At 39.5% G+C, this 24,819-nt stretch carries 18 protein-coding genes and 1 pseudogene; 12 read left to right on the top strand and 7 right to left on the bottom strand.

Translation table 11 applies throughout. The features are described 5' to 3' along the window. The first annotated feature begins 142 nt into the window (after nt 1-142). The 6 genes from H5120_RS02435 to H5120_RS02410 all read left to right on the top strand — a co-directional run bounded on the left by H5120_RS02435 (nt 143) and on the right by H5120_RS02410 (nt 7,144). Nucleotides 143-553, top strand: coding sequence for a hypothetical protein (locus tag H5120_RS02435; protein WP_010553497.1), 411 nt, complete (start codon nt 143-145; stop codon nt 551-553). A 555-nt stretch (nt 554-1,108) separates the two neighbouring features. Beyond that, complete coding sequence (locus H5120_RS02430; protein ID WP_182673485.1) at nt 1,109-4,198, top strand: pilus assembly protein; 3,090 nt, start codon at nt 1,109-1,111, stop codon at nt 4,196-4,198. Nucleotides 4,199-4,448: 250 nt separating this feature from the next. Then, nucleotides 4,449-4,787 carry a methanolan biosynthesis protein EpsI gene (locus H5120_RS02425; protein ID WP_182673484.1) on the top strand — a complete coding sequence of 113 codons (339 nt, stop codon included), beginning with the start codon at nt 4,449-4,451 and terminating at the stop codon, nt 4,785-4,787. After that, the gene (locus H5120_RS02420) at nt 4,780-6,120 is read left to right on the top strand and encodes an SPFH domain-containing protein (protein WP_182673483.1); all 1,341 of its coding nucleotides are present in this window, start codon (nt 4,780-4,782) and stop codon (nt 6,118-6,120) included. The genes H5120_RS02425 and H5120_RS02420 overlap by 8 nt, the downstream gene beginning before the upstream one ends. A 152-nt stretch (nt 6,121-6,272) precedes the next feature. After that, on the top strand, nt 6,273-6,539 hold the full coding sequence (locus H5120_RS02415; protein ID WP_182673482.1) for a YrhK family protein: 267 nt from the start codon (nt 6,273-6,275) through the stop codon (nt 6,537-6,539). A gap of 89 nt (nt 6,540-6,628) precedes the next feature. After that, on the top strand, nt 6,629-7,144 hold the full coding sequence (locus H5120_RS02410) for a M23 family metallopeptidase (RefSeq protein ID WP_182673481.1): 516 nt from the start codon (nt 6,629-6,631) through the stop codon (nt 7,142-7,144). Between the two features lie 74 nt (nt 7,145-7,218). Here the strand turns inward: H5120_RS02410 and H5120_RS02405 are convergent, their stop codons facing one another. Further along, entirely contained in the window at nt 7,219-8,388 is a 1,170-nt protein-coding gene (locus tag H5120_RS02405) for an MFS transporter (protein WP_182673480.1), read from the bottom strand. A gap of 243 nt (nt 8,389-8,631) precedes the next feature. Between H5120_RS02405 and H5120_RS20180 the strand changes: the two are divergent. Next, nucleotides 8,632-8,765 (top strand): annotated as a pseudogene (locus H5120_RS20180) (LysR family transcriptional regulator); the annotation flags it as partial. A 19-nt stretch (nt 8,766-8,784) separates the two neighbouring features. On the opposite strand, the gene H5120_RS02400 reads toward H5120_RS20180, so the two are convergent. From H5120_RS02400 to H5120_RS02390, 3 genes are all read right to left on the bottom strand, one after another. Then, entirely contained in the window at nt 8,785-9,786 is a 1,002-nt protein-coding gene (locus H5120_RS02400) for a LacI family DNA-binding transcriptional regulator (protein WP_010553502.1), read from the bottom strand. 75 nt (nt 9,787-9,861) lie between these two features. Continuing rightward, on the bottom strand, nt 9,862-11,388 hold the full coding sequence (locus tag H5120_RS02395; RefSeq protein WP_182673479.1) for an MFS transporter: 1,527 nt from the start codon (nt 11,386-11,388) through the stop codon (nt 9,862-9,864). Between the two features lie 32 nt (nt 11,389-11,420). Next, complete coding sequence (locus H5120_RS02390) at nt 11,421-12,749, bottom strand: GH1 family beta-glucosidase (RefSeq protein ID WP_182673478.1); 1,329 nt, start codon at nt 12,747-12,749, stop codon at nt 11,421-11,423. Nucleotides 12,750-12,988: 239 nt separating this feature from the next. On the opposite strand from H5120_RS02390, the gene H5120_RS02385 reads away from it, so the two are divergent. Next, nucleotides 12,989-15,568: an exo 1,3/1,4-beta-D-glucan glucohydrolase gene (locus H5120_RS02385; RefSeq protein ID WP_182673477.1), complete on the top strand. Its 2,580-nt coding sequence runs from the start codon at nt 12,989-12,991 to the stop codon at nt 15,566-15,568. A 49-nt stretch (nt 15,569-15,617) separates the two neighbouring features. On the opposite strand, the gene H5120_RS02380 is transcribed toward H5120_RS02385, so the two are convergent. The 3 genes from H5120_RS02380 to H5120_RS02370 form a co-directional block, all read right to left on the bottom strand. Continuing rightward, nucleotides 15,618-17,105: a tryptophan halogenase family protein gene (locus H5120_RS02380; RefSeq protein ID WP_182673476.1), complete on the bottom strand. Its 1,488-nt coding sequence runs from the start codon at nt 17,103-17,105 to the stop codon at nt 15,618-15,620. Then, nucleotides 17,098-18,648, bottom strand: a complete 1,551-nt coding sequence (locus tag H5120_RS02375; RefSeq protein WP_182673475.1) for a tryptophan halogenase family protein — start codon at nt 18,646-18,648, stop codon at nt 17,098-17,100. Before H5120_RS02375 ends, H5120_RS02380 begins: the two co-directional genes overlap by 8 nt. Before the next feature lie 102 nt (nt 18,649-18,750). Then, on the bottom strand, nt 18,751-21,717 hold the full coding sequence (locus H5120_RS02370; protein WP_182673474.1) for a TonB-dependent receptor: 2,967 nt from the start codon (nt 21,715-21,717) through the stop codon (nt 18,751-18,753). Between the two features lie 689 nt (nt 21,718-22,406). On the opposite strand from H5120_RS02370, the gene H5120_RS02365 reads away from it, so the two are divergent. From H5120_RS02365 to H5120_RS02350, 4 genes are all read left to right on the top strand, one after another. Continuing rightward, nucleotides 22,407-23,066: a hypothetical protein gene (locus tag H5120_RS02365; RefSeq protein ID WP_259397813.1), complete on the top strand. Its 660-nt coding sequence runs from the start codon at nt 22,407-22,409 to the stop codon at nt 23,064-23,066. A 3-nt stretch (nt 23,067-23,069) separates the two neighbouring features. Next, nucleotides 23,070-23,744 carry a Crp/Fnr family transcriptional regulator gene (locus H5120_RS02360; protein ID WP_010553509.1) on the top strand — a complete coding sequence of 225 codons (675 nt, stop codon included), beginning with the start codon at nt 23,070-23,072 and terminating at the stop codon, nt 23,742-23,744. Between the two features lie 71 nt (nt 23,745-23,815). Next, complete coding sequence (locus H5120_RS02355; RefSeq protein ID WP_182673472.1) at nt 23,816-24,223, top strand: hypothetical protein; 408 nt, start codon at nt 23,816-23,818, stop codon at nt 24,221-24,223. Nucleotides 24,224-24,307: 84 nt separating this feature from the next. After that, nucleotides 24,308-24,811 carry a DUF962 domain-containing protein gene (locus H5120_RS02350; protein ID WP_008137888.1) on the top strand — a complete coding sequence of 168 codons (504 nt, stop codon included), beginning with the start codon at nt 24,308-24,310 and terminating at the stop codon, nt 24,809-24,811. Nucleotides 24,812-24,819: the final 8 nt, after the last annotated feature.

Below are 24,819 nucleotides of genomic sequence, written 5' to 3'. Positions count from 1 at the left end.
TTTTTACAGGTGCTAGACTAAAGTCTATAGGTTAGATTTATTCACTTATTAGGTTTGTTTTTATCGTTTGTGGTAATTGAGCTAACACTCTAAAGTTTAGTTGTCGGCAACAAGTACGACTTAATTAATTAGGAATATAATCATGAAATTTACACTTTTAAAAACCATCGCTCTTGGCTCATTATTAACTTGCTCAGCTGCTGCAATGGCTAATCAAGGTGATTATAAATTAATGGTTATTGAAGACTCTGTAACTGCAGCACCTGCATTTGAAAAATCATTTAATAGCTGTGCTTTAACTGTTGAATCAAAAAACTACGAAGAAGCAGAAGCTATTTGTACACAAGCAATTGCATTGCTTAAGCAAAGCCATGGTCCGCGTTTAAAAGTACGTGAACTTACATCGTTTGCATTAAGTAACCGTGGTGTAGCACGTATTAAGGCTCAAAAAGACACTGCTGGTATTTCTGATTTATATGAAGCAGTTCAAATTTCTAAAAACTCACTTGTAACACATAACTTAACTCGCGCTAAAAAAGAGTTATCTTTATAAGAATGCTTGTATAAAGCGCCTATAATTTAGCGAGAGTGTAAAAGCCCATATTAGGTAGCACCTAATATGGGCTTTTTTGTATGTTTGAATAACCGTAGTTACCTATAAACACACTTCTTTGAATAAAACAGTTTTACTGAATAATAGTGTTTTTAAAGGTGATTTTTAGAGCTTTACGTTACTAATTTATATTGGTAAGTACTTGTTACCTAAAACATAGATCTATAAATATAGAAACATAGGTAAAAATATAGTTTTTTAGCATGATTTAACTGTGCAGTAAAACGGGATTGTTTTATTTAAGCTGTTGTTTTTAATTGATAATAAAACCTAATGTCTTTGACTTTAATCTATTTTTATTTAAAATCGAAGTAATATATATTTTATAGCATTGACGCCACGTGGGTGCTAATCACTGTTTTGTGATGAATAGCTAGATATGACTTTTGTTTTAATTTTTAGTCCCACCTCAATATTACTAAAAATTAAACAGGGAATAGAGTAGTTATTAACTTGCGCAATAAAAATAAAAAGCGCAAATAAAGGGATTTAAAAATGCAATTTAAACTAAAAAAAATAGCTGCCTTGTTATTCGGGGTAGGTATTAGCGTTTCTGTATTTGCCGAAGATATAGAACTATACGTAAACCATAATGTTGAAACCGACGAAAACCCTCGTGTACTTATTATTTTTGATACTTCAGGAAGTATGAAGACTAAGTTGCCTAATGGTGGACCTAGAAAAATCGATGCTGGTATAAGCGCAATGAGTCAGTTAGTTACCGATAATAGGTCTATCGATTTTGGTTTGATGCGTTTTAAAAATGATAATGGCGGCTATATTATGGCTGGCCTTGGATCTCCCCATTCTACAATTCTAAGCCAAATTTACAATTTACCAGCAGCTGGTAGTACCCCAGTTACAGAAACCCTATGGGAAGCCTACTTGTATCTAACAGGTCAGAAAGTGTACTACGGGCAAAACTCAAATGAGCGCGATTTTTCTGCTGAAACTGGTTCTCTATACTACGACAATAACTCTCGATACATATCACCATTTACCCAAGCAGTTGGTGCCGACGTACGTTGTGATAACTCAATCAATTTAATTTTGATGACTGACGGTGATCCACAAAATGATACTAACCGAAACAATGATATCAAATCATTATACAAATCTACTTTTGGCTCAAACCCTACTAAAACAAGTAGTAGTTATTTAGCCGCTTTAGCTCAGATAATACATGGTACAAGAGATGTAGAGGTGGATTTGTACGACACTACGCCAGAGGTTGCCGATACCGGACGCGTTTTTACTATCGGTTTTGGTAGTGGCATGAGTACAAATGGTAAAAAGTTATTAGAAAAAACCGCTTTATTGGGCGGCGGCGAGTACTTACATGCAGAAACATCGACTGAACTTTCTGAAGCGCTTAATAATACAATATCGAAAATACGCGAAGTTAACGATAGTTTTTCATCCCCTACGGTAGCTAGTAATAATGTTGACCAAACACGTAGCCGAGAGTCAATTTACTTTGCGATGTTTTACCCAGAAACAGGCGCACGTTGGAGCGGGAATTTAAAAAAGCTTAAAGTGTCTGGTGCAAATATAGTCGATTCAACTGATAAAATAGCCCTTGATGAAAATGGGTTAATTGATGAGAAAGCGCGAACATTTTGGTTGCCAACTAATAAGCCTGCAGATGGGAATTTAGTAGCTCAGGGTGGCGTAAATTTACTTTTATCAACTTTAGACCCCGATAGCCGTAAAATTTATATAGATAAAACGGGCAGTATTATTGATTTTACTTTTGATAAAGTACAAACCATTTTAAATTTAGCGACGAGTACAGTTACCGATCTTGCTCCTGATTTGATTCCTAATATTGGGTTAACTTTACAGGAAAGTGATATTAGCTGGGCACGAGGAATTGATGTTGATAATGAAGACGGTGATAACTCATCAGTAGATCAACGAATCAATATTTTTGGCGACCCTTTGCATTCAAAGCCGGTATCTATAGATTACGGCGATGGAAGTATTCATATACTCGTTGGTACTAATGCCGGCTTTTTGCATATGTTCGAAGACAAAGGCGATACTGTTGAAGAAAAGTGGGCTTTTACACCTGCTGCCTTATTAAAAAACATTCCGGCTTTGCGTAGTAATCTTGCAAATACAAAAGTGTATGGCATGGATGGGCCTATAAGTGTGTTCTTTAATAATAAAGGCTCAAATAGCGAAGGGTTAAACGATGGTGTTATTAGAGCAAGTGATAATGATGAAGTGTGGGCATTTGCAGGTATGCGCAGAGGCGGTAAAAATTACTACGCGCTTGATATAAGTGACCCAAAAAAACCTAAAAAATTATGGAATAAGCCTATTGTTGGTGGCTCAGAAGAATTTAAATATTTGGCGCAAACATGGTCTAAACCTCAAATTGCATACATTAAAGCCTTTGGTGAGGATCCATTGCTAATATTTGGCGCAGGCTACGATACAAACAAAGATAATGCGATTAGAACAACAGATGAAACCGGGCTGGGTATTTACATTGTTAATGCTAAAACTGGCGAAAAGGTATGGGCGCTCACTCCAGATGAACATGGTTTTACCGGTGAGCACAGTATTGCAGCGGATGTAACTACGCTTGACTCAGATTACGACGGGTATATTGACCGAATTTATGCAACCGATACTGGCGGTAATATTTGGCGAGTAGATATTCCTAGTGACGATGAAGATGATATTACTCATTTTAAACTTGCGGAGCTTGGCAGTACATTAGCGTCGCAAGACAGACGTTTTTTTTACAAACCGTTAGTTGCGAGAACGCTGTTTAGTAAAGTCACTAAAACCAATTATGGTGGTGAAATGATCACGACCCGTTTAGATACCCCGTACGACGCAATAGTAATAGGTAGCGGAAATCGTTCAAACCCACTAGCTACTAATGAGCAAGATCAGCTGTATATGATCCGTGATGAAAACACCGTAACAAAAATATTTACTGAATTTCCAGCCCCAATAGTGCCAGATGATTTAATGAAAATGAATGAAGACCCATTCGGTAACGCACTTGATGACGTTGATAAATTTGTTGATCTTGAAGTTGATTTAGCGGAATTTAAAGGGTGGCGATATGAATTAGGGACTGGCGAAAAATCCCTTGCTGCAGCAACCGTCGTTGGTGGGGTTGCTTACTTTACTTCCTTTACGCCTGCATCTTCATCATCAACACAAAACCAATGTTCGTTAACGGGGGGCGGTGGTTCGCTTTATGCTTTTCATTTGCATTATGGAACAAAGGTTTATGACGATGTGAAATTTGTAACAAGTAATGATGTACCAGATACACCGCAGCTATTTTTTGGGGAAGGCCCGTCGTGTGCAGATAATGATGCAGATGGTAAGTGCGATTGGGATGACGAAACGGATGTAACGCAAGTTAGTCAGTTTTATTTAATAGGCCCTGGCATTGAGGGTTCTGATAAGCCAATAAAAGCGATTGAAATACTTGGACCAAATTTAAATATTGAAGATGGAAAAGTTAAGCTAGTAAATGGCGCTGAACCAATTGGTTTTGGCTTCAAAACTCAACAAACGTATATTTATAAACGCGAAGAAAACGATAGTAATTAATATTTAAAACTAAGCTCAAAAATAAGCTTAAAAATAAGTAGTTATAAAACGGCTGCCCTAATCAGGTGGCTTTTTTATTAATATAAACCTACTTTTCGATGCTCAGTATAATTTCAGCTTTAAATTTATTCGTGATTATTTAATCTGTTTTTTGCTTGGGTTTAATGTAAAATCATCGGCTTAACAAATTTGTATCAATTTTTACAAGTGTTATTACTGATAAATATTCTAACCAATTTAAGTAGATCTTATGATTATTTATATTATTGGGCTAAGTTTACTTGTTATTATTTTATGCGTTGCACTTTATGTAATTTACAGCAACGTACATAAAAGTCGGGTAAGAAAATCCAAGGAATACAACGTACTGTTTGATAAAGACACGATAGTGGATGAACTAATCACTCAACTAACAGAAAAAAATCAAACACAAGAAAACCAAGATAAAACAGCTAAAGGTAAAGAAGAGATCCTTGCAACATTTGTTGAGTTACATCGCTCTGGTAGCTTTTGCGCACATTTGAGTGAACAGGAAATTATTTACTTTGTTAAAAAGAAATTAAACATGGAGAGTAATATAAATGGATAGCGAAAAAGCAGTCCCAGCAGTAAAAAGTGACTCATTTATGAGTCGATTTGGTCGTCGTAATGTAATTATAGTGTCATCAATTGTTGTTGTATTGGCAGTAATAGCAACCCTTACATCGCAAGTTGTTTCGTGGAATGAAGCAGATGAGCGTTTAGTACATCAATCAGCTTTTACAGGTAACTTAACCGTAATAAATCAAGCCGGCCCTTACTTAAAAGCATTTGGTAGTACATCCGCTTATAAAAAAGTAATTTCTATTAACTTTACGGGCGATGCCGGCGCAACAGCAAGCGCAATTGTACCGCTAATACCAATTCGATTTTTAGATACTACAACGGGTGGCGCACGAGGTGTCTCTCGTTTTAGATTGCCAGGCAATGTCCCAGCAGCTGAGTCGGGTGCTCTACGTGGTTTACTTAAAATACACGAAGAGTTTGGTTCACAAGAAACATTAATATCTAATTTATTAATGCGTGCGACCACTGAAAATGTAAAAGCGTCGGCGCGTATGATGTCGGTAGAGCAACATTACTCTGGTGGTAATGGTCAATTAAGCCAAGATTTTGCGGATCAATTAACTAACGGTATTTTTGTTACTGAACAAATTATTAGTACGGGTGAGCGCGATAAATCTGACGATTTAGGCAATTTAAGTAAACAGCAGCGTGTAACAATTAATATTAAAGCGGATGACGAAGGTAATTCGCTACGCAACGCTCCTATTTTAGGCGCATATGGTATTACAGTAGTTGATGCCAGCATTATTGATATTGATTATGAGAGCAAAGTAAATGCTCGCCTTGAAGCCCAAAAGCAAGCAGCTGCTGATGAAGCACTAGCGCGTCAAAACCTTAAAAAAGCTGAGCAACAAGCACGTACCGAAGTGGCTTTAGGTGAACAAGCAATTGCTAAGCAACGTGCTGAATCTGAAAAGCTAAAAATTAAAGAGCAAATTGATGCTGAGCGAATTAAGGCAAATGCCATTATTTCTGCGCAGCAACGAGTGGCTGTAAAAGCGGAGCTTGCAAAAGAGCAAGAAGAGATTTTAAAGCAACAACGTTTAGAAGCATTAGGTATGGACGTTTTAGCTGAGGCTCGTTTAAGAGCTAAGTCTGCTGCACTTGATCCAAAGTATGTATTTGATGAAACGCTAAAAGCAGAAGTTAAAATTCAAACTGCTTTATTTACAAGCTTAGGTAATAGCCGTTTAGTGCCTGAAATTGTAATAGGCGCAGGCCAAGGCGAGCAAAGTAATGGCTCTGAATTTATGCGTTTATTAGCCGCCGATGCTGCATTAAGTCTTAAAAAGCGTTTAGAAAAAGAGAAAAAATAAACGATTAGTTAAGTATTGCACAAACAATAAAAACGTTGGCTGATTCGCATTGGCCAGCGTTTTTTATTGCGTAAATTTTGTTATTGTATGGTGCGGCTTAGCTTGTGAAAACAAGCTTTTTAAATTATGAAATAAAAGAGTGAGCAGTACTTATGGATTCCAGTAATCAGTTTATTTTAGATTTAGGACAAGAGCATATTACCATCCAGCGACGATATGAAGCGCTGGGAGCGTTTAACGATTTTTTGATTGCTGTTTGGTTTTTAATTGGCAGTTTTTTCTTTTTAAATGACTCACTAATAGAAAGTGGCACATGGCTGTTTATAGCGGGCAGTGCTCAATTGCTTATAAAACCTGTTTTGAAGTTGATCAGCTTAGTACATGTTAGTCGGGTATTTCATTCAAATAAAACTTCATAAGTAAAACCATAAATACGACTCATGATGAGTTCAGTTATTACGGCTAATAATTTACCAGTATAAGTTATTTAAATATCAAGGATAGAAAAGTGAAAGTACTTAAGTGGATTGCAATTGGAATAGCTATTTTATTAATAGTAGGCTTACTAATTCCCGAAAAAATAATGATTCCGGTACAAGGTGCCACAAGTAAAGATTGGAACCATAACACGTTTTGGTACGAGCCTTGGGGTAGGTCGGGTGTGCACAAAGGAGTTGATATTTTTGGCACAAAAAATACCCCCGTAGTTGCCTCAACAAGCGGTATTGTTATATTTGCAGGTGAGTTAACCCGAGGTGGTAAAATGGTTGCGGTGCTTGGGCCTAAATGGCGCGTGCATTATTTTGCACATTTAAATGACTACTCGGTAAGTACAGGTGATGTAGTAAGCATAAACAGTCAAATTGGCTTACTGGGCGATACCGGAAATGCCGCAGGAAAACAGCCTCATGTGCATTATTCTATTTTATCGTTAGTGCCTATGCCGTGGCTTTTTACAACGCAAAACCAAGGGTGGAAGAAGATGTTTTTTTTGAGCCCACATAAAAAACTCACTGCTAAATAATAGTTTTAGCTGTTAAATCAAGATGTTTAACAGCTAGAATTAGTTAATAAGCAAGCGTGTATTTAAGCTAAAAATTAGCCTGCAACAGGTGTTTTACCCGCGCGAATATTTTTAATGCTTTTAATAAACATATAAATACAGGTAGTGATTAAACAGCCTGCTAAATAAAACACAATACCGTTTGGTGCATCAGATAAATTTGCGGCGAGCATAGGGCCAAATACCGAACCAATACTGTAACTCAAAAGCATTACCTCAGTTGCAGATACTATTTTTGCCATTGGTAATGAGTCGCACGCAAGTGTTATAGCAATCGGGTAAAGTGCAAAGCTGCATGCGCCTAGTATTAAGTAGCTTACTATTAATCCTGCTAAAGTGTTTGCTTGTAGTATACCCACAGCACCGGCTGCGCCTACTAAACAGAACATACCCATCAATAAGCTTTTTTCAAGCCGAGTAGATAAGTAACTCACAAGCGGCTGCACGACCATGCCGCCTAAAATAATAACCGCCATAAGTGTCCCTGTGTACTGAGCTTGATCAGCTTGTGCTGAAATATACACCGGCATTAAGCCGTAAATAGGACCCAGTAATAAGCCCGATGCTAAGCATCCGAGCATAGCTGGGTGGCTTAATGTTTTTATTTCTTTTAGTGGTAGCTTTTCAAGGTGTTTTTTTTCGGGCTGACCTTTGGTTATTAATAAAGGCGCTAAAATAGCTAAAAATAATAACGAGGCTACAAATAAATAAGGCGTTGAACCTTCGGTGCCAAGAGGCCCTATAGCAAGCTGACCAACGGCGCTGCCCCCGTAAAGTGAGGTCATGTATAAGCCCAAACGTTTAGCGCGCGACTTTGCTGTGTTAGTCATTAATAACCAAGACTCAACAACGACAAACACACCGGCAACAGCAATACCTGCTACAAACCGAGCAATTAACCAGTTAACGGTATTTGGCAGTGCAAGTTGTGCAAGCACGCTTGCTATTAATAAGCTTAAAAATAATATAAAGGCGAAGCGATGACCAATTTTTACCACAATGCGCTCTATTGTGGTGGCGCCAATAAGTAAGCCAAAGTAAAAAATGCTCGCAAGCCAAGGCGCTAGGTTTTCATCGAGTTTAAATGCGGGTAACGACAGCGGAATAAGGCTCATTAAAAAGCCGGATGCGATAGCAAAAAATGACAGCCCGATAACGGGTGCTAAAGGGTTATTAGAGGTGCTTGTGGCGGCTGATTCGGCCATGTGTGTTTATCGACTCTTGAAGGTAAATAACCACTGTTTTAAAGTTTGAGAGGTTACTTTAATAATAAAATTTGCGCGAATTTAGAGCCAAATTAAAAATAAGTAAAGTGATATTTTATTAAACAATATAAATAAACTTTAAAACGATCTATTTGGTAAATTATCGGATCTATTATGCTTTTTATTGTAGTTTTTTCATGTGGATATTGTTTTATATTTGTGAGCATTTATGTCTGAATAGGGTTTTTTGTAATGCAAGCAGACAGGCACATATCGCATGCTGCACGTCACTTGTAAAGTTTACGCAGCAGCGCGTAGATCAATATTTAGATACGCAGTGGGTGCGTAACGAGTTACATAACTTAGATTTAAACTAGATTTAAATTAGGTTTAAAGTTAATTAATATCGGGTGTAGAGTCTCTTAAAATAAGCTTTGGCTGAAACACGTGCTTTACTGTTATGCCGCTTTTTTTGTAAATGTCTTTAAGCACTAAGTTAGCCGCAGCTCGGCCCATTTCGGGAACTGGGTTATCTATTGTAGTCAGTGTTGGGTAGAGATAATTGGTAAAAATTACGTTATCGAACCCAATAATGGCTAAATCTTTTGGCAGGTTAAAACCGTGTTCGCGGGCGTATTTCATAGCACCCGATGCCATTTCGTCATTGGCGCATACAAGCGCGGTTATTTGCGCTTTATTTTGAATAAAATGCCTTAAGCCGTCGCTTCCGCCGGTTTCTTTAAAGTCGCCTATGTAAAATAGCTTTTCGTCAAAGGTTAGGTTGTACTCTGCTAGGGCTTGTTTGTGACCTTTTAAACGGTTTGACGCGTCTTCTTTAAACTGCGGGCCTGCTATGTACGCAATGTTTTTATGGCCTTTGTTGATCATGGCTTTAGTGGCTAAGTAGCCGCCCATTACGTTGTCGAGGCTAATGCAGTTTTCTTCAATTTCTTTAACGTAGCGGCTCATTAAGTAAATAGGGGTTTTACCTTTACTTAACTCAATTAGGTACTCGTTTGATACAGCTTCTACGTGGGCAATAATAGCGTCGCAATTACGGCCTATTAAAAACTCAAAGCCGCTTTTTTCTTTTTTCTCGTCACTGTGCCCAGGCGTAATAATAACGTGTTTACCCGCTATACGAAGGTGCTCTTCAATGGCTGACATCATTTGACCAAAAAACGGACCATCCAACTCAGAAACTAAAATACCGACGCTGTTTGTAGTGCTAGATGCCAAAGAGCGTGCAATAGAACTTGGCTGATAGCCTAGCTCTTTCATTGCTTCTAATACCTTTTTTTTAGTTTTTTTGCTTACGTAGTCGTTGTCGTTAAGTACCCTTGAAACAGTTGATAAAGACACACCTGCCATTTCTGATACTTGATAAATTGTCGCCATTGATGTCCTAGCTTATATGTGTTTTTACTCGCGCTTTATAAAAATATAAAGCGCGAAGGGTCATTAAAAGTTAATTTACACATTACTGCGTCTAATTGCTAAGTCTTCTGTTATTTTTTGCGTCATCGCTGAGGTTAGTGGATAAATAAGCATCAATGCGGCGCCTAAAAAAGCAAATGCGGCAGGTATCCAGCTCATAAGTAACTGCATACCAGGTAAGGCTTGTGTAATTGTTAGCTCATCCATACCGTTATAGCCGTAGCCTGCAAGTACCACCAATACTAATGCACCGGCAAAACCACCACCTGTTTTTTGCACAAATGTACCCGCAGAATAAATAAGGCCTGTAGCGCGGCGTTTGTTTTTCCACTCTGAATAATCGGCTGAATCACCAAGCATACTAAAAAATAATGTTGGCATCATCGCGGCAAAAAATTCAGCAGCGCAACCAAAGGTAAATACAGCAACCAGGTTATCGCTAGGCACCCAGTAAAATGCAGTAGTGAGTATGCCGCTTAGCATTAATGATGCAATAAATAGGTTTCGTTTACCCATAATTTCGGCCAGTTTACCTGTGGCAAGTGCGCCAAATATAGATACAACCAACAAAGCAATAAAGTATTGCCCAGCCATGAGTTCATTGGCTACGTGGTACTTAAAGTAGTACGCAATTACACCGTATTTTATGCCATTAAACATCATGGTTAAAAAACCAATGCCGAGTAACACCAGCCAAGGTTTGTTGGTCAGAAGATCAACCATATCGCGCTGTGATCCCGTTAAGCTTTGTTTATCTTTATTGAGTAATTTTTTAATAACGAATGTCATTGCAGCCATAACAAGGGCAAAAAATACGCCGCTGTATAAATCGCGGTAATAAAAAAACAGGGTGGTAGCAAGTAAAGGTAGGATTATAAATGGCAGGCTTTTGGTTAAATCAAACAACTCTGATTTTAAATTGCCTTCATTTGAGGCGTGCGGTGTTACACGCTCTTTGGTGGTCGCAAACGTTATAATCATTAAAATAATAAGTAAGCTGGCAAATAAGTACATAGTAAGCTGATAGCCTTTGGTGTTGTCGCCGCCACCAAAAAATGCCACTAGCTCAGGTAAAAAACCCATAACCAATAAGCCACCAGTAAACGCACCTGCAAACCTAAAACCAGAGAGCTTTGTGCGCTCTGTATCGTCTGGTGTCATAACGCCCATAAGTGCCGAGTAGGGCACGTTACTTACGGTGTAAGCAAGCGTTAAACCTATGTAAGTTACGTAAGCATAAATAAGTTTATTGGTGGTGCTAAAGTCGGGTGTAGTAAAACACAACACCATAAACAAGCCCAAAAACGGTGCCGAGTAGAGTATCCATGGGCGAAATTTACCAAAGCGCGACTGCGTTCTGTCGGCAATCATACCCATAATAATATCGGTTACGCCATCAGACAGCCTTACCACCAAAAACAACATGGCAGCGGCGGCTGCCGATATGCCAAATGTATCGGTGTAAAACACCGCTAAATAAGCAAGCGCGCCGCGCCATACTAAGTTAGCACCGGCATCGCCCATGGCGTAACCGACTTTTTCGTATAAAGGGAGTTTGTTCACTGTGTGTGTTCTTATTGTTATAAGCCGAAAAATTATCGGCTAGTTATTAGGTTACTGTATGCTTTACCGCTGGCTTTAACAGTTCGTTTTTGTGTGTTGTAGTCTACGTGTACTATTCCAAAGCGCTTTAAATATCCTTCTGCCCATTCAAAGTTATCCATTAGGCTCCACGCAAAGTAACCATCTACTTTTACGCCTTGCTCGGTTGCGTTATGCAGGGCATTTAAATGCTCGTGGTAATATTCAATACGGTCGTTATCTTTGATTTCACCGTCTTTAAATTCGTCAGCCATGGCTGCACCGTTTTCGGTAATATAAATAGGTGGTAGGGTGTATTTTTCGTTTAACGATACAAGTAATTCTGTCAGCGCTTTAGGATAAATTTCCCAGCCTATATCAGTCATTGGTGCTTTATGTGGCAGCTCATGGTAAAAGTCGGTTTCGCTTGCTTGATAATGCATGCGGGTATAAAAGTTAACCCCTAGGTAATCTAGCGGTTGAGCAATTATTTCCATATCGCCATCTAAAATATCAGGGTGGTGGGCTTTAGGTAATTGCTTAATAATATCAGGGTATTTACCTTGCATTACAGGCTGCATGTACCATTGGTTTATATAGTCATCAGCAAATGCAGTGGCTTTTAAATCGTCTTCACTTTGGCTAACTGAGTAACAAGGCGTAAAGTTAAGTACAATACCGTTTAGCGTATTTGGGCTATTTTTAGCAAGTACTTGCATAGCCAAACCGTGACCCAGTAATAAGTGGTGCGCGGCTTTACGACCAAATTCACGACCTACAATGCCAGGCGCATGTACGCCAATTTCGTAACCTAAATAAGAGCTGCAAAAAGGCTCGTTTAAGGTGGCGTAAGAGTGCACACGTTCCCCAAAAGCTTTTGTAATTAAATCTGTGTAATGTGCAAACTCGTAAGCGGTGTTACGGTTTAGCCAACCGCCTTCATCTTCAATATGTTGTGGTAAATCCCAGTGATACAGCGTTACAAAAGCTTTAATGTTACGACGTTTTAATTCATCTAAAATGTCGGTATAAAACTTAACGCCTGTCGGGTTTAAGTGACCGCTTTTAGTCATTACGCGCGGCCACGAAATCGAAAGTCTATAAGCGTCCACACCTAATGATTCAATTAAGTTTATATCTTCTTTCCAGCGAGTGTAGTGCTCGCAGGCTACATCGCCATTTGAATTGTCGACTATTTTGCCTTCTTTACTGCAAAAGGTATCCCAAATACATGGCAAGCGATCAGCTGCGCCGCCTTCAATTTGAAATGAGGCCGTAGCTACACCATAAGTAAAATTTTTGGCTAAAAGTGGTGAGCCACTAGGTAAAGATAATTGTTTCATTAAGAGAAAACCTCTGCTTCTTTTTTGGTAAAGTTTGCTTTGTATAGAGCGGATATTAAATTCATTATTGGAAGCGCTTCCATATTTAATTTGATTAATCACTAAGTATGGTATTTAATAACTTTAAGGAAGCGCTTCCATATTTAGGTTAGTGGCTATTGTTAAACAGGTCAATAGTTAAATTTAAATAACAAATAGGCGCTCACAAAATCACACTGACACAACACAGGGCTATAAAAATGAAAAAAAGCTTAAACACTAACAGGTTACACATGCTCCCCATTTTAATAGGAGGATTGTGTGTTTTAAGTGGGTGTAATAAACAAGAGATTAACGCAAATAATAGCCAAGGCGCCGTAGCCAAAAAGGCTGAGCATGAGCAAGGTAATTTATCACTTTGGCCAACGCTTAAAAGCAAAGTAGTTAAAACGCCCGAAATTGAAAATACAATTGCACAGTATTTAAAAACAATGACGCTTGAGCAAAAAGTAGCGCAAATGATCCAACCTGAAATTCGCGATATTAGTGTTGAAGACATGCGCAAATACGGTTTTGGTTCGTATTTAAATGGCGGTGGCTCTTTCCCTAATGCAAATAAGCATGCAACGCCTGCAGATTGGATAACACTTGCTGAGAGCATGTATCAGGCATCAGTTGATGACTCAATTGATGGCAGTAAAATTCCGACCATGTGGGGCACTGATGCAGTACATGGCCATAATAATGTGATTGGGGCGACGTTATTTCCGCATAATATTGGTTTAGGTGCTGCTAATAACCCCGCATTAATTGAGCGCATTGCAGCAGCTACTGCAATAGAGGTAATGGCAACAGGCATAGATTGGGTGTTTGCACCAACTGTTGCGGTTGTGCGCGACGACCGATGGGGCAGAACGTACGAAGGCTACTCAGAAGATCCTGCAATTGTACGTGAGTATTCAGCCGCAATTGTAAACGGATTGCAAGGCAGAGCCGATGAAGACTTTTTAAGTGATAAACGCGTAATTAGTACCGTTAAGCACTTTTTAGGCGATGGAGGCACTGTAGATGGTGACGATCAAGGCGATAACATTGATAGCGAAGAGGTGTTATATAATATTCATGCGCAAGGTTATATAGGTGGCTTAACCGCAGGTAGTCAGTCGGTTATGGCATCGTTTAATAGCTGGAATGGTAAAAAAAATCACGGCAATAAATACCTACTTACTGATGTGTTAAAAACAAAAATGGGTTTTGATGGCTTTGTTGTAGGAGATTGGAACGGACACGGACAAGTTGCAGGCTGTACAAATGAAAGTTGCCCGCAGGCTGTTAATGCGGGGCTTGATATTTTTATGGTGCCAACGGGTGCTTGGAAGCCACTTTATGAAAATACAATTAAACAAGTAAAAGCGGGCACAATAACAATGGCGCGAATAGATGACGCCGTAGCACGTATTTTACGCGTTAAATTACGTGCGGGTTTATTTGATAAGCCAAGCCCTGCAAATCGAAAATATTCAGGTAAATTAGAACTAATAGGTGCGCCAGCACATCGCGATATTGCCCGCCAAGCGGTACAAGAGTCGCTAGTACTGCTTAAAAATAACAATCATTTATTACCGCTTAACCCATCAAGCAACATACTTATAGCGGGCGATGCGGCCGATAACATAGGCAAGCAATCGGGTGGTTGGAGTATTACGTGGCAGGGAACTAATAATCAAAATGCAGATTTCCCTGGGGCAACGTCTATTTATGCGGGACTAAAAACGCAAATAGAGGCTGCTGGCGGTAACGCTATTTTAAGCCCAACGGGTGAGTTTAATACCAAACCCGATGTAGCCATTGTTGTATTTGGTGAAGAACCATACGCAGAGGGACATGGCGATAAAGACAACCTTGAGTTTGAACGTAACAATAAACGCTCTCTTAAAATATTAAAAACATTAAAGCAGCAAAATATACCGGTTGTTTCTGTGTTTATATCGGGCAGACCAATGTGGGTTAACAGCGAGCTTAACGCGTCAGATGCATTTGTAGCAGCATGGCTTCCTGGCACTGAAGGGCAAGGCATTGCTGATGTTTTATTAGCGGATAAAAATGGGAAGGTACAGTATGACTTTAAAGGTAAGTTGTCTTTCTCGTGGCCTAAATCGCCACTACAAACCGCAGTAAATAAGGGCGATGCTGATTACTCACCATTATTACCCTATGGCTTTGGCTTAACGTATAAAGATGAAAGTACGCTTGCCAATAATCTAAATGAAGACTCAGGTGTTGATATTAGTAACCTTGCGCCGCTGTCTATATTTAATGGCAGTTTTAAAACACCGTGGCGTTTGTTTTTAAATTCAAACAGCGAGCAGCACCAAGTAGCAAGTAACAGTGTAAAGCTTGGCGGCATTACTTATCGCACTGAAGACAAAGCGATTCAAGAAGATGCGATGCAATTTAATTTTGATGGCACTGCAGCCAGCTACATCGAAATTAATAGTAACTTTACCGAAGACAAAGTGGCCTATATTGAAGCAAATTCAGCCCTTAGCTTTAGCTATAAAGTAAACCAAATACCTAGCTCACAGACATACCTTGCAATGAAGTGCGAACAAGGCTGTGGCGGCGAGCTTGATATTACCCGTGATCTTGAAAATGCTGATTTAAATACATGGCAAACCATGAGTATAGATTTAACGTGTTTTGCTAAAAAGGGCGTTGATTTTGCCAGAGTAACCAGCCCTTTTATTATTAAAACGGCAGGAGAGCTTAACGTTTCAGTTGCAGATATTAGCTTTAAACCACAAAGCGCTAAAAGCGCCGTGGTTAAGTGTGAAGAATAAAACGTAAAAGTTGTTGTGTGTACCAAAAACCCTTAGTAATAAGGGTTTTTTATGCTGGGCAATACTGCTTTAAAAACTCATGATGAGATGGTAATTGGCTTACGCGTTGCTCTATTTGTTGCTTAATACCGTGTAAAAAACGGGTGAGTTCTTCATCACTCATCATGCTGGCTATTAAGTGATGTTGATTAGGCTCAATACCTTGACCAAGCATAACTTGCACCCACGAATCGACTCTAAAAATATCGCCATCGTCTAAAAACACACGGCCGGTTTGTTTAAACAAATCAATTTTATGCTGAAGTGTTTTTGGCACCTCCATGGCGCTACAGTGTTGCCAAAACTCACTGTCATCGCGATTAGTTACTTTGTAGTGCAGCACAATAAAGTCGCGAATATTTTCAATTTCGCTTTTAAGTTGTTTGTTGTATTCGTCAATGGCGTGATTGGTAATGCCATTAAACGGAAATAAACGCATAAAGCGAATAATACCCGACATTATTAAGTGAATGCTGGTGGACTCAAGTGGCTCAACAAAACCGCTAGCAAGGCCAAGCGCTAAGCAGTTTTTGTTCCAGCCTTTTAAGCGACGCCCTGTTTTAAATTTAATTATACGGGGCTCTGTAAGCGCCTCGCCTTCAATGTTATTTAATAATAGCGCTTTGGCTTGTACGTCATCCATATATTGGCTGCAATAAACTAATCCGTTGCCGACACGGTTTTGCAGTGGTATACGCCATTGCCAACCGCTTTTATGGGCAATAGAGCGGGTAAGTGGCAATACGGTATCGCTGGTCGATTTTGTTTGCACCGCAATGGCGCTGTTACACGGTAGTAAATGCGACCAGTCTTCGTAGCCAGTATGCAATGCTTGCTCTATTAATAAACCTCTAAAGCCGGTGCAATCAATAAAAAAGTCGCCGTTAATATGCTCGCCATTATTTAAAGTAAGTGATTCTATATGGCCCGTTTTAGTGTTTTTTACTACTTTTTGTATTTTACCTTCAATGCGTTTTACACCCAGTGGCTCTGAAAATTCACGTAAAAACTGCGCGTAACGCGTGGCATCCATATGGTAAGCATAGTTAATGGGGTTTTGCTGATTAAACGCAAATTTACCGCCTTTAGCCGCTTGCAGCTCGTAGCAGTAATCGCCAAATGGGTTGTTTATTCCTAAAGTTTGACCTTGCAGCCAAAAGTGATGAAATTCACCCGCCCAACATTCTTTGCCCGTTGCGCCAAATGAGTGAATATAATGCGTGTTTTCATCGCCCCAGTTTTCAAAGCTAATACCTAATTTAAAGCTTGCTTGAGTGGCTTTCATAAATGCTTGCTCGTTTATACCCAGCAATTTATGAAATGTACGAATAGGCGGAATTGTTGCTTCACCAACACCTACAGTGCCAATATCGTCAGATTCAACAAGGGTTATGTTTATATTGTTACCAACTAGTTTAGCAAGTGCTGCTGCGGCCATCCAACCTGCAGTGCCGCCTCCAGCAATTACTACGTTTTTAACAGCGTTTGTTTTAGTCATTATGTGGCTGCCCATTATTTGATAAAAGGTGATTTAAAAGCGCGCGATTACTTGGCAGTCCATTTAAACACTGCGCTATTTTTTCGCGATTTTGCTGATAATAGTAATCCCCAGCGCGGGGGTCGTTAAATGTATTTTGTGCAGAGATTGTTTGTGTATTAAAGCCCATGCCATATAAAACGTATTGGTAACTGCTTGATGAAAACACTTCTTCGTTTTCAATAAAATCAAAGCGGCTAGGGGGCTGAAATTGCCAAAGTTTAAGTAAGTTTTGCAGGCGCTCGGGCGCGGTATTTAAATTACTAATATCTTGCCAATAAGGCGTGTCGTCGCGCTCGCTTAGCACATAATGAAGTTTTAAAAATTCAATAACGCGCTGCCAACGAGTGCTAAAACGCTCATTAAAACGCGTTTCAAGCTGGCTCATGTGAGTACGGTTTTGCGGTAGTTGCTCGCTTATCATGCTAATTGAAAGCTCAACCATAGCAAGAGCTGACGCTTCAAGTGGTTCTAAAAAGCCAGCAGACATACCCACGGCAACACAGTTTTTAATCCAAAATTTTTGCCTGTAACCAGGGTTGAATTTTAATACACGGTAGGTAAGTTGCTCAGCTTGTTGCTCACTGCTGCTTTTGGCTATGTAGCTTTTTAGTGTATTTGTTGCGCTTTCATCGCTTTGATATTTACTACTAAATACATAACCTGTACCACGGCGTGTTGGCAGGGCTATATCCCAAATCCAGCCGTTACTTTGCGCTGTAGATAGCGTAGCTGAGGCAATTGGTTGATTGATGTGTGCATTAGGTATTTGCGCCGCAACAGCGCTGTTATTAAATAAAATATGATCTTGCGCTATAAACTCACTATTAAAATGCTCACCAATTAAACGAGCGCATGAGCCTGAGCAATCTATAAATAAATCACCCGTTATATTGCCATTATTATTTGTTTTTAATGAAGCAATATAGCCATGATCGTCGTTAATAACCTCGGTTACATCGTCAATAATATGTGTAACGTTTAGGTTTTTAACGCAGTGATTTTTTAAAAGTTCAGCAAATTTACCCGCATCTAAATGATAGCCATAGTTGGTGACCGCTGCATATTCGGGTGTTTGTAATTGCTTTGGTGCAAGTGCTGCTTGGCATACAAAGCTTTGCATATTTACAACGTCGGCAAATTTTTGATCAGGCGCAATACGTTGCCAACTGGCGTGTAAATTAGTGTGCTCGTAGCCTTGTGGATTCATAAAAGGGTGGTAGTAGTTTTCTCCCTCGGTGAGGTTGCGCCAATTTATAAATTTAGAACCTTGCTTAAATGACGCGTCGCACTGGGTTATAAAATCAATTTCTTTAATGCCAATGCGCTGTAGCGTGTTGCGCATTGACGGCCATGTGCCTTCGCCCACGCCCAATATAGGCACATTTGCCGACTCCACTAACGTTACATTAAGGTGCGGGTGTTCGGCGGCTAATAAGCCTGCGCTTAGCCAGCCGGCAGTGCCACCACCTAAAACGACTATTTTTGTTATTGGTTTGGTCATGAGTTAACACCCTAAAGTTGATAACAATTAAACTAGCATTAATACTGTTTTAAATACAAAAAAGCCGCTAGTAAAAACTAACGGCTTTACTTTGTATTACCTTTAGAAGTTGTAACGCATACCAATATTGTAACGTGCGCCTAGCTGTTGTAGGTTCCACAATTGTACTGACGTACGGCCGTGTTCGCGGCTGTTTTGTTCAGTAATGTTAAGGCCTTCAACAAAAAACGATAGTTGTTCGCTGTAGTTGTACGCAACATTAAAGTCGATTTGATAATATTCTTCAGTAAAGCCAGGCTCGTTTACGTATCGAGCTGCGCTATTTAAAAACTTATCACGCCAGTTGTAAGCAATACGTGCTTGAAAATCATCGTTTTCGTACATTGCAATAAAGTTGGCTGTATCGCTTAAACCCACTAGTGCAAATTGTGTAGTAGTAGGGTCAGCGTTTACATCAAAGTCTATGTCGCCATTAACTGTGGTGTAGTTTGCTTGCACACCAAAACCGCTTTCACCAAAAAAGTGCTGAAAGGCAATTTCAAAACCATCAATAGTGGCATTTTTATTGTTGGTAGGTACTTGCGCTGTAAATTCTAGTAATGGGTCGTCGCTGTTAGCAATTACATCGTAAGCGGCTTCAAACTCTTCGTAGGTCATAGAGTCAAAATCAACGCCATTTTCTGTTGCGGCAACCATTTGAAATAAGTTTGAATCGGTTAGGGCAAGTCCGCGAGATTCTAGCTCAGCAATGGCAGCTTGAGCACGAGGACCCGCTGTTGCATCGCGTAATCCGTAGTAGTTTTGCGTCATGGGTGTTAAACCAATAAAGTTTTCGATGTCTTTAGTGTAATAACCTACCGACACATAACTTGTTTCTGCAAAGTACCACTCAGCCGATACATCAATATTATCTGATTCAAGCGGCACTAAACCAGGATTACCCGTTGACGCTGTAGCCGGTGAAGAACCGGCTAAAAGAGTAGGGGCACCTGGTACACCAACAGTCGCTGCTGAACTTAAGTTATCGTAAGTTGGGCGAGCAATTGTTGTGCTATAAGAAAAACGCGCTTTTACGTTTTCAATTACTTCTATGTCAAAGTCAAAGCTTGGTAAAAAATGATCGTAGCTAGATTTAAGCGTGAAATCTTCTTTAGCCGAGCCAAAACGAACATTAAAGTCGTTATTACCTTCCCACGCTACTGCGTTAGGTAAATCGATATTAGCCGTTGAGGTAATGTCGGTAGACTCTTGGCGCGCGCCAATTACAATGTTGTATGGCATATCGCCAATGTAGCCGTTGTAAGTAAATTGCACAAACGCTGCGGTTATATCTTCTTCAATGGTGCGGTTAGTTGCAAATGCGCCATCGGCTGCAAAGTTAAAGCCGTATTCTTCACCTGCCCAGTAACCAATTTGCGATGCGCTGCCGGTATAACCTTGGTTGTACGAGCCCGATGTATCGTAGTCGTCAAACTCAGCTAAAAAGTTTGTTGGGTTTAGGTAGCCATCAGGTAGTTCGCCTGGGTTTTCGATACCCCAGTTACCCATAGTATTACGTGTAAGTGATTGCAGTGAATGGCTTTCCATAGAGCGAGACTCTATACCAAAGTCAATTGCGCCGTTTTCAATTTCGTATTTACCATGGATTCTAAATTCTGTGATTTCAGATTCTTGGCGAGCAAAGTTAGAATCTAAAATAGACGTACCCACATCAGAGGCATCTAATGTGTTATTACAATTTAGGTTGTCTCGGCGGCAATCATCAAAATCGATACTCATTGATGGAAGCTCACGGCTAAAATCAACTTCTTGTGCGTTAACTACGTTTGCGCCTAAGCCTGCGTTTACCCAGCTGCCGTAAGGTGCATCTGGTTTGCTAGTGGCTTTTGAATTGTGCGCATCAAACATAAAGCTCAATTCTGAATTGAAATAGTACTCAACGTTTAAACCAATAGAGTCGTTTTGGTTAACTTGGTTTAGCTCTTGAAACGCTAAACCTAAATCGCGTGTTTGCTGATCGCGACGTTCTTCTCGGTAATAAATAGGAGTTTTTACTGTGTTGTCGTCAAATGTTAGCGCGCTTTTGTAGTTATCCATCCAAATTGATTGCTCAGCACGGGCTTCGAATAAATCTTGCTTAGAATATGTGTAATCAAGCGTGGCTGTTAAATCGTCAATAGGGCTGTATTGCAGCGTTAATTGCGCGTTTGTACGAGTACGTTCTCTGTCGGCAATGGTGTAGCGCAAATCTGATGGCATTGAATAAAGCTGACCAACAGCGGGTGCATTAGTTAAAACAATATCGTCTGCAGCTTGTGGGATTGTGCCGTCAAAAGCTGATGTATTCCATTGATTTACAAACGCACCTGTTGATGAGCTATCGCGCTGTTGCATGCTTGCCGTTAACGAGGCACCAAATTTAGCTTCACTGTCGGTCCAGCTAATTAAGCCAGAAAGCTCTGGTGTTATGTCATCACCAACGCGGTTTGTTGAGTCGTGTAAAGCTTTTACGCCAATGCTTGAAACAAAGCCTGGATTGTCGAGTGGGCGAGCGGTATTAATATTAATTGTTGCGCCAATACCACCTGATGCAATGCTAGCTTTACCCGTTTTATATACTTCAACCGATTTAACGCTATCAGACGCTAAGTTTGCAAAGTCAAATGCACGAGAGCTAGGTGTACCACCGCCTGCAGGCAAAGATGCCGCCGGCATTGTACGCCCGTTTAGGGTTACCATATTGTAGTCGGGGCCAAAACCACGAACCGTTACTTTAGAGCCTTCACCATTTGAGCGATCAATCGACACACCCGTAATACGCTGTAGCGACTCGGCTAAGTTGGTATCGGGGAATTTACCAATATCTTCAGCTGATATTGCATCTACAACACCGGCGGCGTCGCGTTTTAAACGAGTCGATTCTTTAATACTGCTTTTAAAACCAGTAACTTGGATTACTTCAACATCTGTATTTGCTTCTTGTGCATATACAGGCAAAGAGATTGATGCACCTAAAATCAGAGATAGGCTGGTCGCTATCTTTGTTTTTCTTACAATATGGTTGGACATTCGGTTTCCCTCGCGCTTTTATCATTATTATTAACAGCTTGTATGGGGCTGTTATTGTGTAGTTATAAACATTGTCAAATGTGTGGAAGCGCTTCCAGAAAAACCCGCTTAACTAAGTTTTGTGGAAGCGCTTCCAGAAATGCTAGTTTATATTTTGAATAGGGTCAACTGTTGTTTTAATAAAATGAGACTAAATTGTTTTTAAAATGTATGTTTTTTGGATTTAATTTTATTTAAAGTATAAATTACAATTGGTTATAAAAAACCGTTTGCAATAGTGCGGTAACAACATTTTATTATAAGAAAACCAATTATTGATTAATTTAGTTATTTACACATTTTTATAAGGTGTTTAAATCAGCTTTCAATACTAGCTAAAATTAATAAATCGGCCGTTGGTCACTCAACAAAAAATAGGTACATTTGCTAACTTAGCGAAAATGCCGATGTAGTGATTATGTACAACGCAATTGAAGCAATCGCATCAAGCGGCGGCTCTATCTCAGTTTATTAATCGGTCATTAAAAACCAGCAGTTGTTTAAAAAATCGTTAATTAAATCACTAAAAAGTAACGTAGTTTTTGCAGAAGATGGTTTAAAAATAAACTTATAAAGTATTGCGCATAAGAGTGTTGCGGGTCGTTAGTTTTATCGCTATTTTAAAGGCTCTCTCATAGATGGATTTTATTATGCGCATTAAATTTTTAGCGAGCTTTTATTCTTTCTTCTTGTTTGCTCTTTTTGGTTGTGAAGATCAAAGTATGGCAATTCAAGGTAGTCCTCAGCTAAATAATAATGTAAGTAACTCACCCTCTAATCTCAAAGTAAACACGCCTTCAGCAGCTCAAACACACGAACCCGCTTTAGTACTCGGTATGCTAGCAACACATTGTAAAAGTAATGAAGCAGCCTACATTAACGCAAAAATGCATAAAGTTGTGCGTAACCCAGATGAAAATACAGCCTACAAGTTAGAGCCTACCGATAAAGTGCTTTCTATTTGCGTTGCAAAAGATGACTCATCACTTAGTTATCGATTTGGTAGAGTTAATGACATAGGGCTTGAAAAAGAAGCTACACCAAATGCACCATTTGGCAGTTATTACAGGCAAGTAGGGCGTATTGGCGAGAGTATTTTATTTTTTAGTAACGGCGAATATCATTACTATATTATTAACTCAGGCGGTATGGGCAGTGGTGTAACCGTTAATGTTTATAAAAACGATACATTAATAACTGAGCTGTTTTCGGGTAATGATCCTTACGATGATTTTGTTATAGCAACCGATTTAAATTTCCCTAAAAAATTGGTTATCGAAAAACAGCCATTTAATAAGCAAATGCAGTAAATAATGACTCCACAGCAGCAAAACGTTATAGAGCAAGGGCATTGGTTTAAAAACCGTAGCGCTTATTTAAAAAGCTTTTTATTAACGCAGGGCAAAACGCTCTCACTAAAGGCTCAGCAATCATTATTTTTGCGAGGTGATAAGCACGATGGAATTTATGCCGTACTTAGCGGCGTGGTGCGTATTAGTGGCGTAAGTAACGAAGGCAAAGAAGCTGTATTGAGCTTTATTGATTCATCACTGTGGTTTGGCGAAGTTACCTTGTTTGATGGTGGCCTGCGCACTCATGATGTATATGCACAAACTGATGTTGTGCTTTTTTACGTGCCCCAACGCGAGCTTGAACAGCTATTAAACGAACAGCCACAATATTGGCAAGAGTTTGGTTTATTGCTGGCACAAAAGTTACGCCTAATGTTTACCTCAATGGAAGATCACGCATTACTAAGCGCTGAGCAAAAAGTATGCAATCGACTTTTAATGCTTAGCGAACATACAGAGCACTTAACACCGCTTGTTTTATCTCAGCAGCAACTTGCTGATATGACCTACCTAACGCGCCAAACTATTAATCAAATACTGCAACAGCTTGTTAGCCTACAAGCCATTAGTTTGGGGTATCAACGTATAACTGTTTTAGATAAACAAAAGTTACAGGCGCGTGCTACACAAGCTTAAATAGAGACTTTTTTATTTAGTTGGAACCAAAATTGCTACAGATAATGTAACGCAACAATGGATTTGAGCTAATGACTACAATAACCTTTAAAAATCAATATAGTAACTATAACTCTCCTGCAGTAAATAAAGCGGCAGGACTAAGCGAAGTTGCGGCAACTAATACCCTCCCTAACGAAAAAACAAATGATGTTAAAGGCATTACCTCAGCTCCTAAAGAACCAACGTTTTTAGAAAGTGCTCAAGAAGCGCTGGTTTATCAGCGCTTAGGTGTAAACAAAAACAAAATAGACGAACTAAAAGCGACAATAGAAGAACTCACTAAAGAGCTACAAGGAGAGGGCGCAGACCCTGACGCAATTGCTGATAAAATTGATGAGCTTCAAAAAATGCTTGAGCAAGAGTATCAAAAAGGGCGCGAGCGAACGGATATGCAAGGTGAGCATGAGCCGGGTAAAATAATTTCTGCATTTGTTTAATTTACAAAATGTCGGATACCTGACATTGTTGTTGTGTCAACTTTTGCTAAAGTAAGTTTTATATATAAAAATAAAGGCAAAACAATGAAAACACTTCAACAGCAACTTGGTAAATATGGTTTGTATCATCGTTCTAAGCGCAATGTACTAACGCACTTTTTTGGTATTCCGCTGATTGTATTTGCAGCGTTGTGTTTACTAGCGCGTATTCAAATCCCCCTTGGTAGCTTTGTAATTGATGGCGCACAACTTTTTGTATTAGCGTCGGTTGTTTATTATTTTATGCTGAGCTTTTCGCTTGGCTTTATTATGGCCGTAATATTCACCTTACTCCTTGTTGGTGCTCAGCCTATTGCGGCAATGGCGTTTTGGCCTTGGTTGAGTATTGGCGTAGGTGTGTTTGTATTTGGCTGGGTACTGCAGTTTATTGGGCACTATTACGAAGGTAAAAAACCAGCGTTTGTAGATGACCTAATTGGCTTAATTATTGGCCCTTTGTACGTAACCGTTGAACTACTATTTTTAATGGGCTTTTACAAAACATTAGAAGATGAAGTAAACGCAATAGCAGGTCCTACAAAGGCGTAAAATACTTT

Origin of the sequence: Pseudoalteromonas sp. SR43-2 (genome assembly GCF_014163885.1) — a bacterium.
Classification (GTDB): domain Bacteria; phylum Pseudomonadota; class Gammaproteobacteria; order Enterobacterales; family Alteromonadaceae; genus Pseudoalteromonas; species Pseudoalteromonas distincta.
The sequence above is the reverse complement of the archived record's forward strand: the minus strand, read 5'-3'. Positions and strand labels throughout refer to the sequence as shown.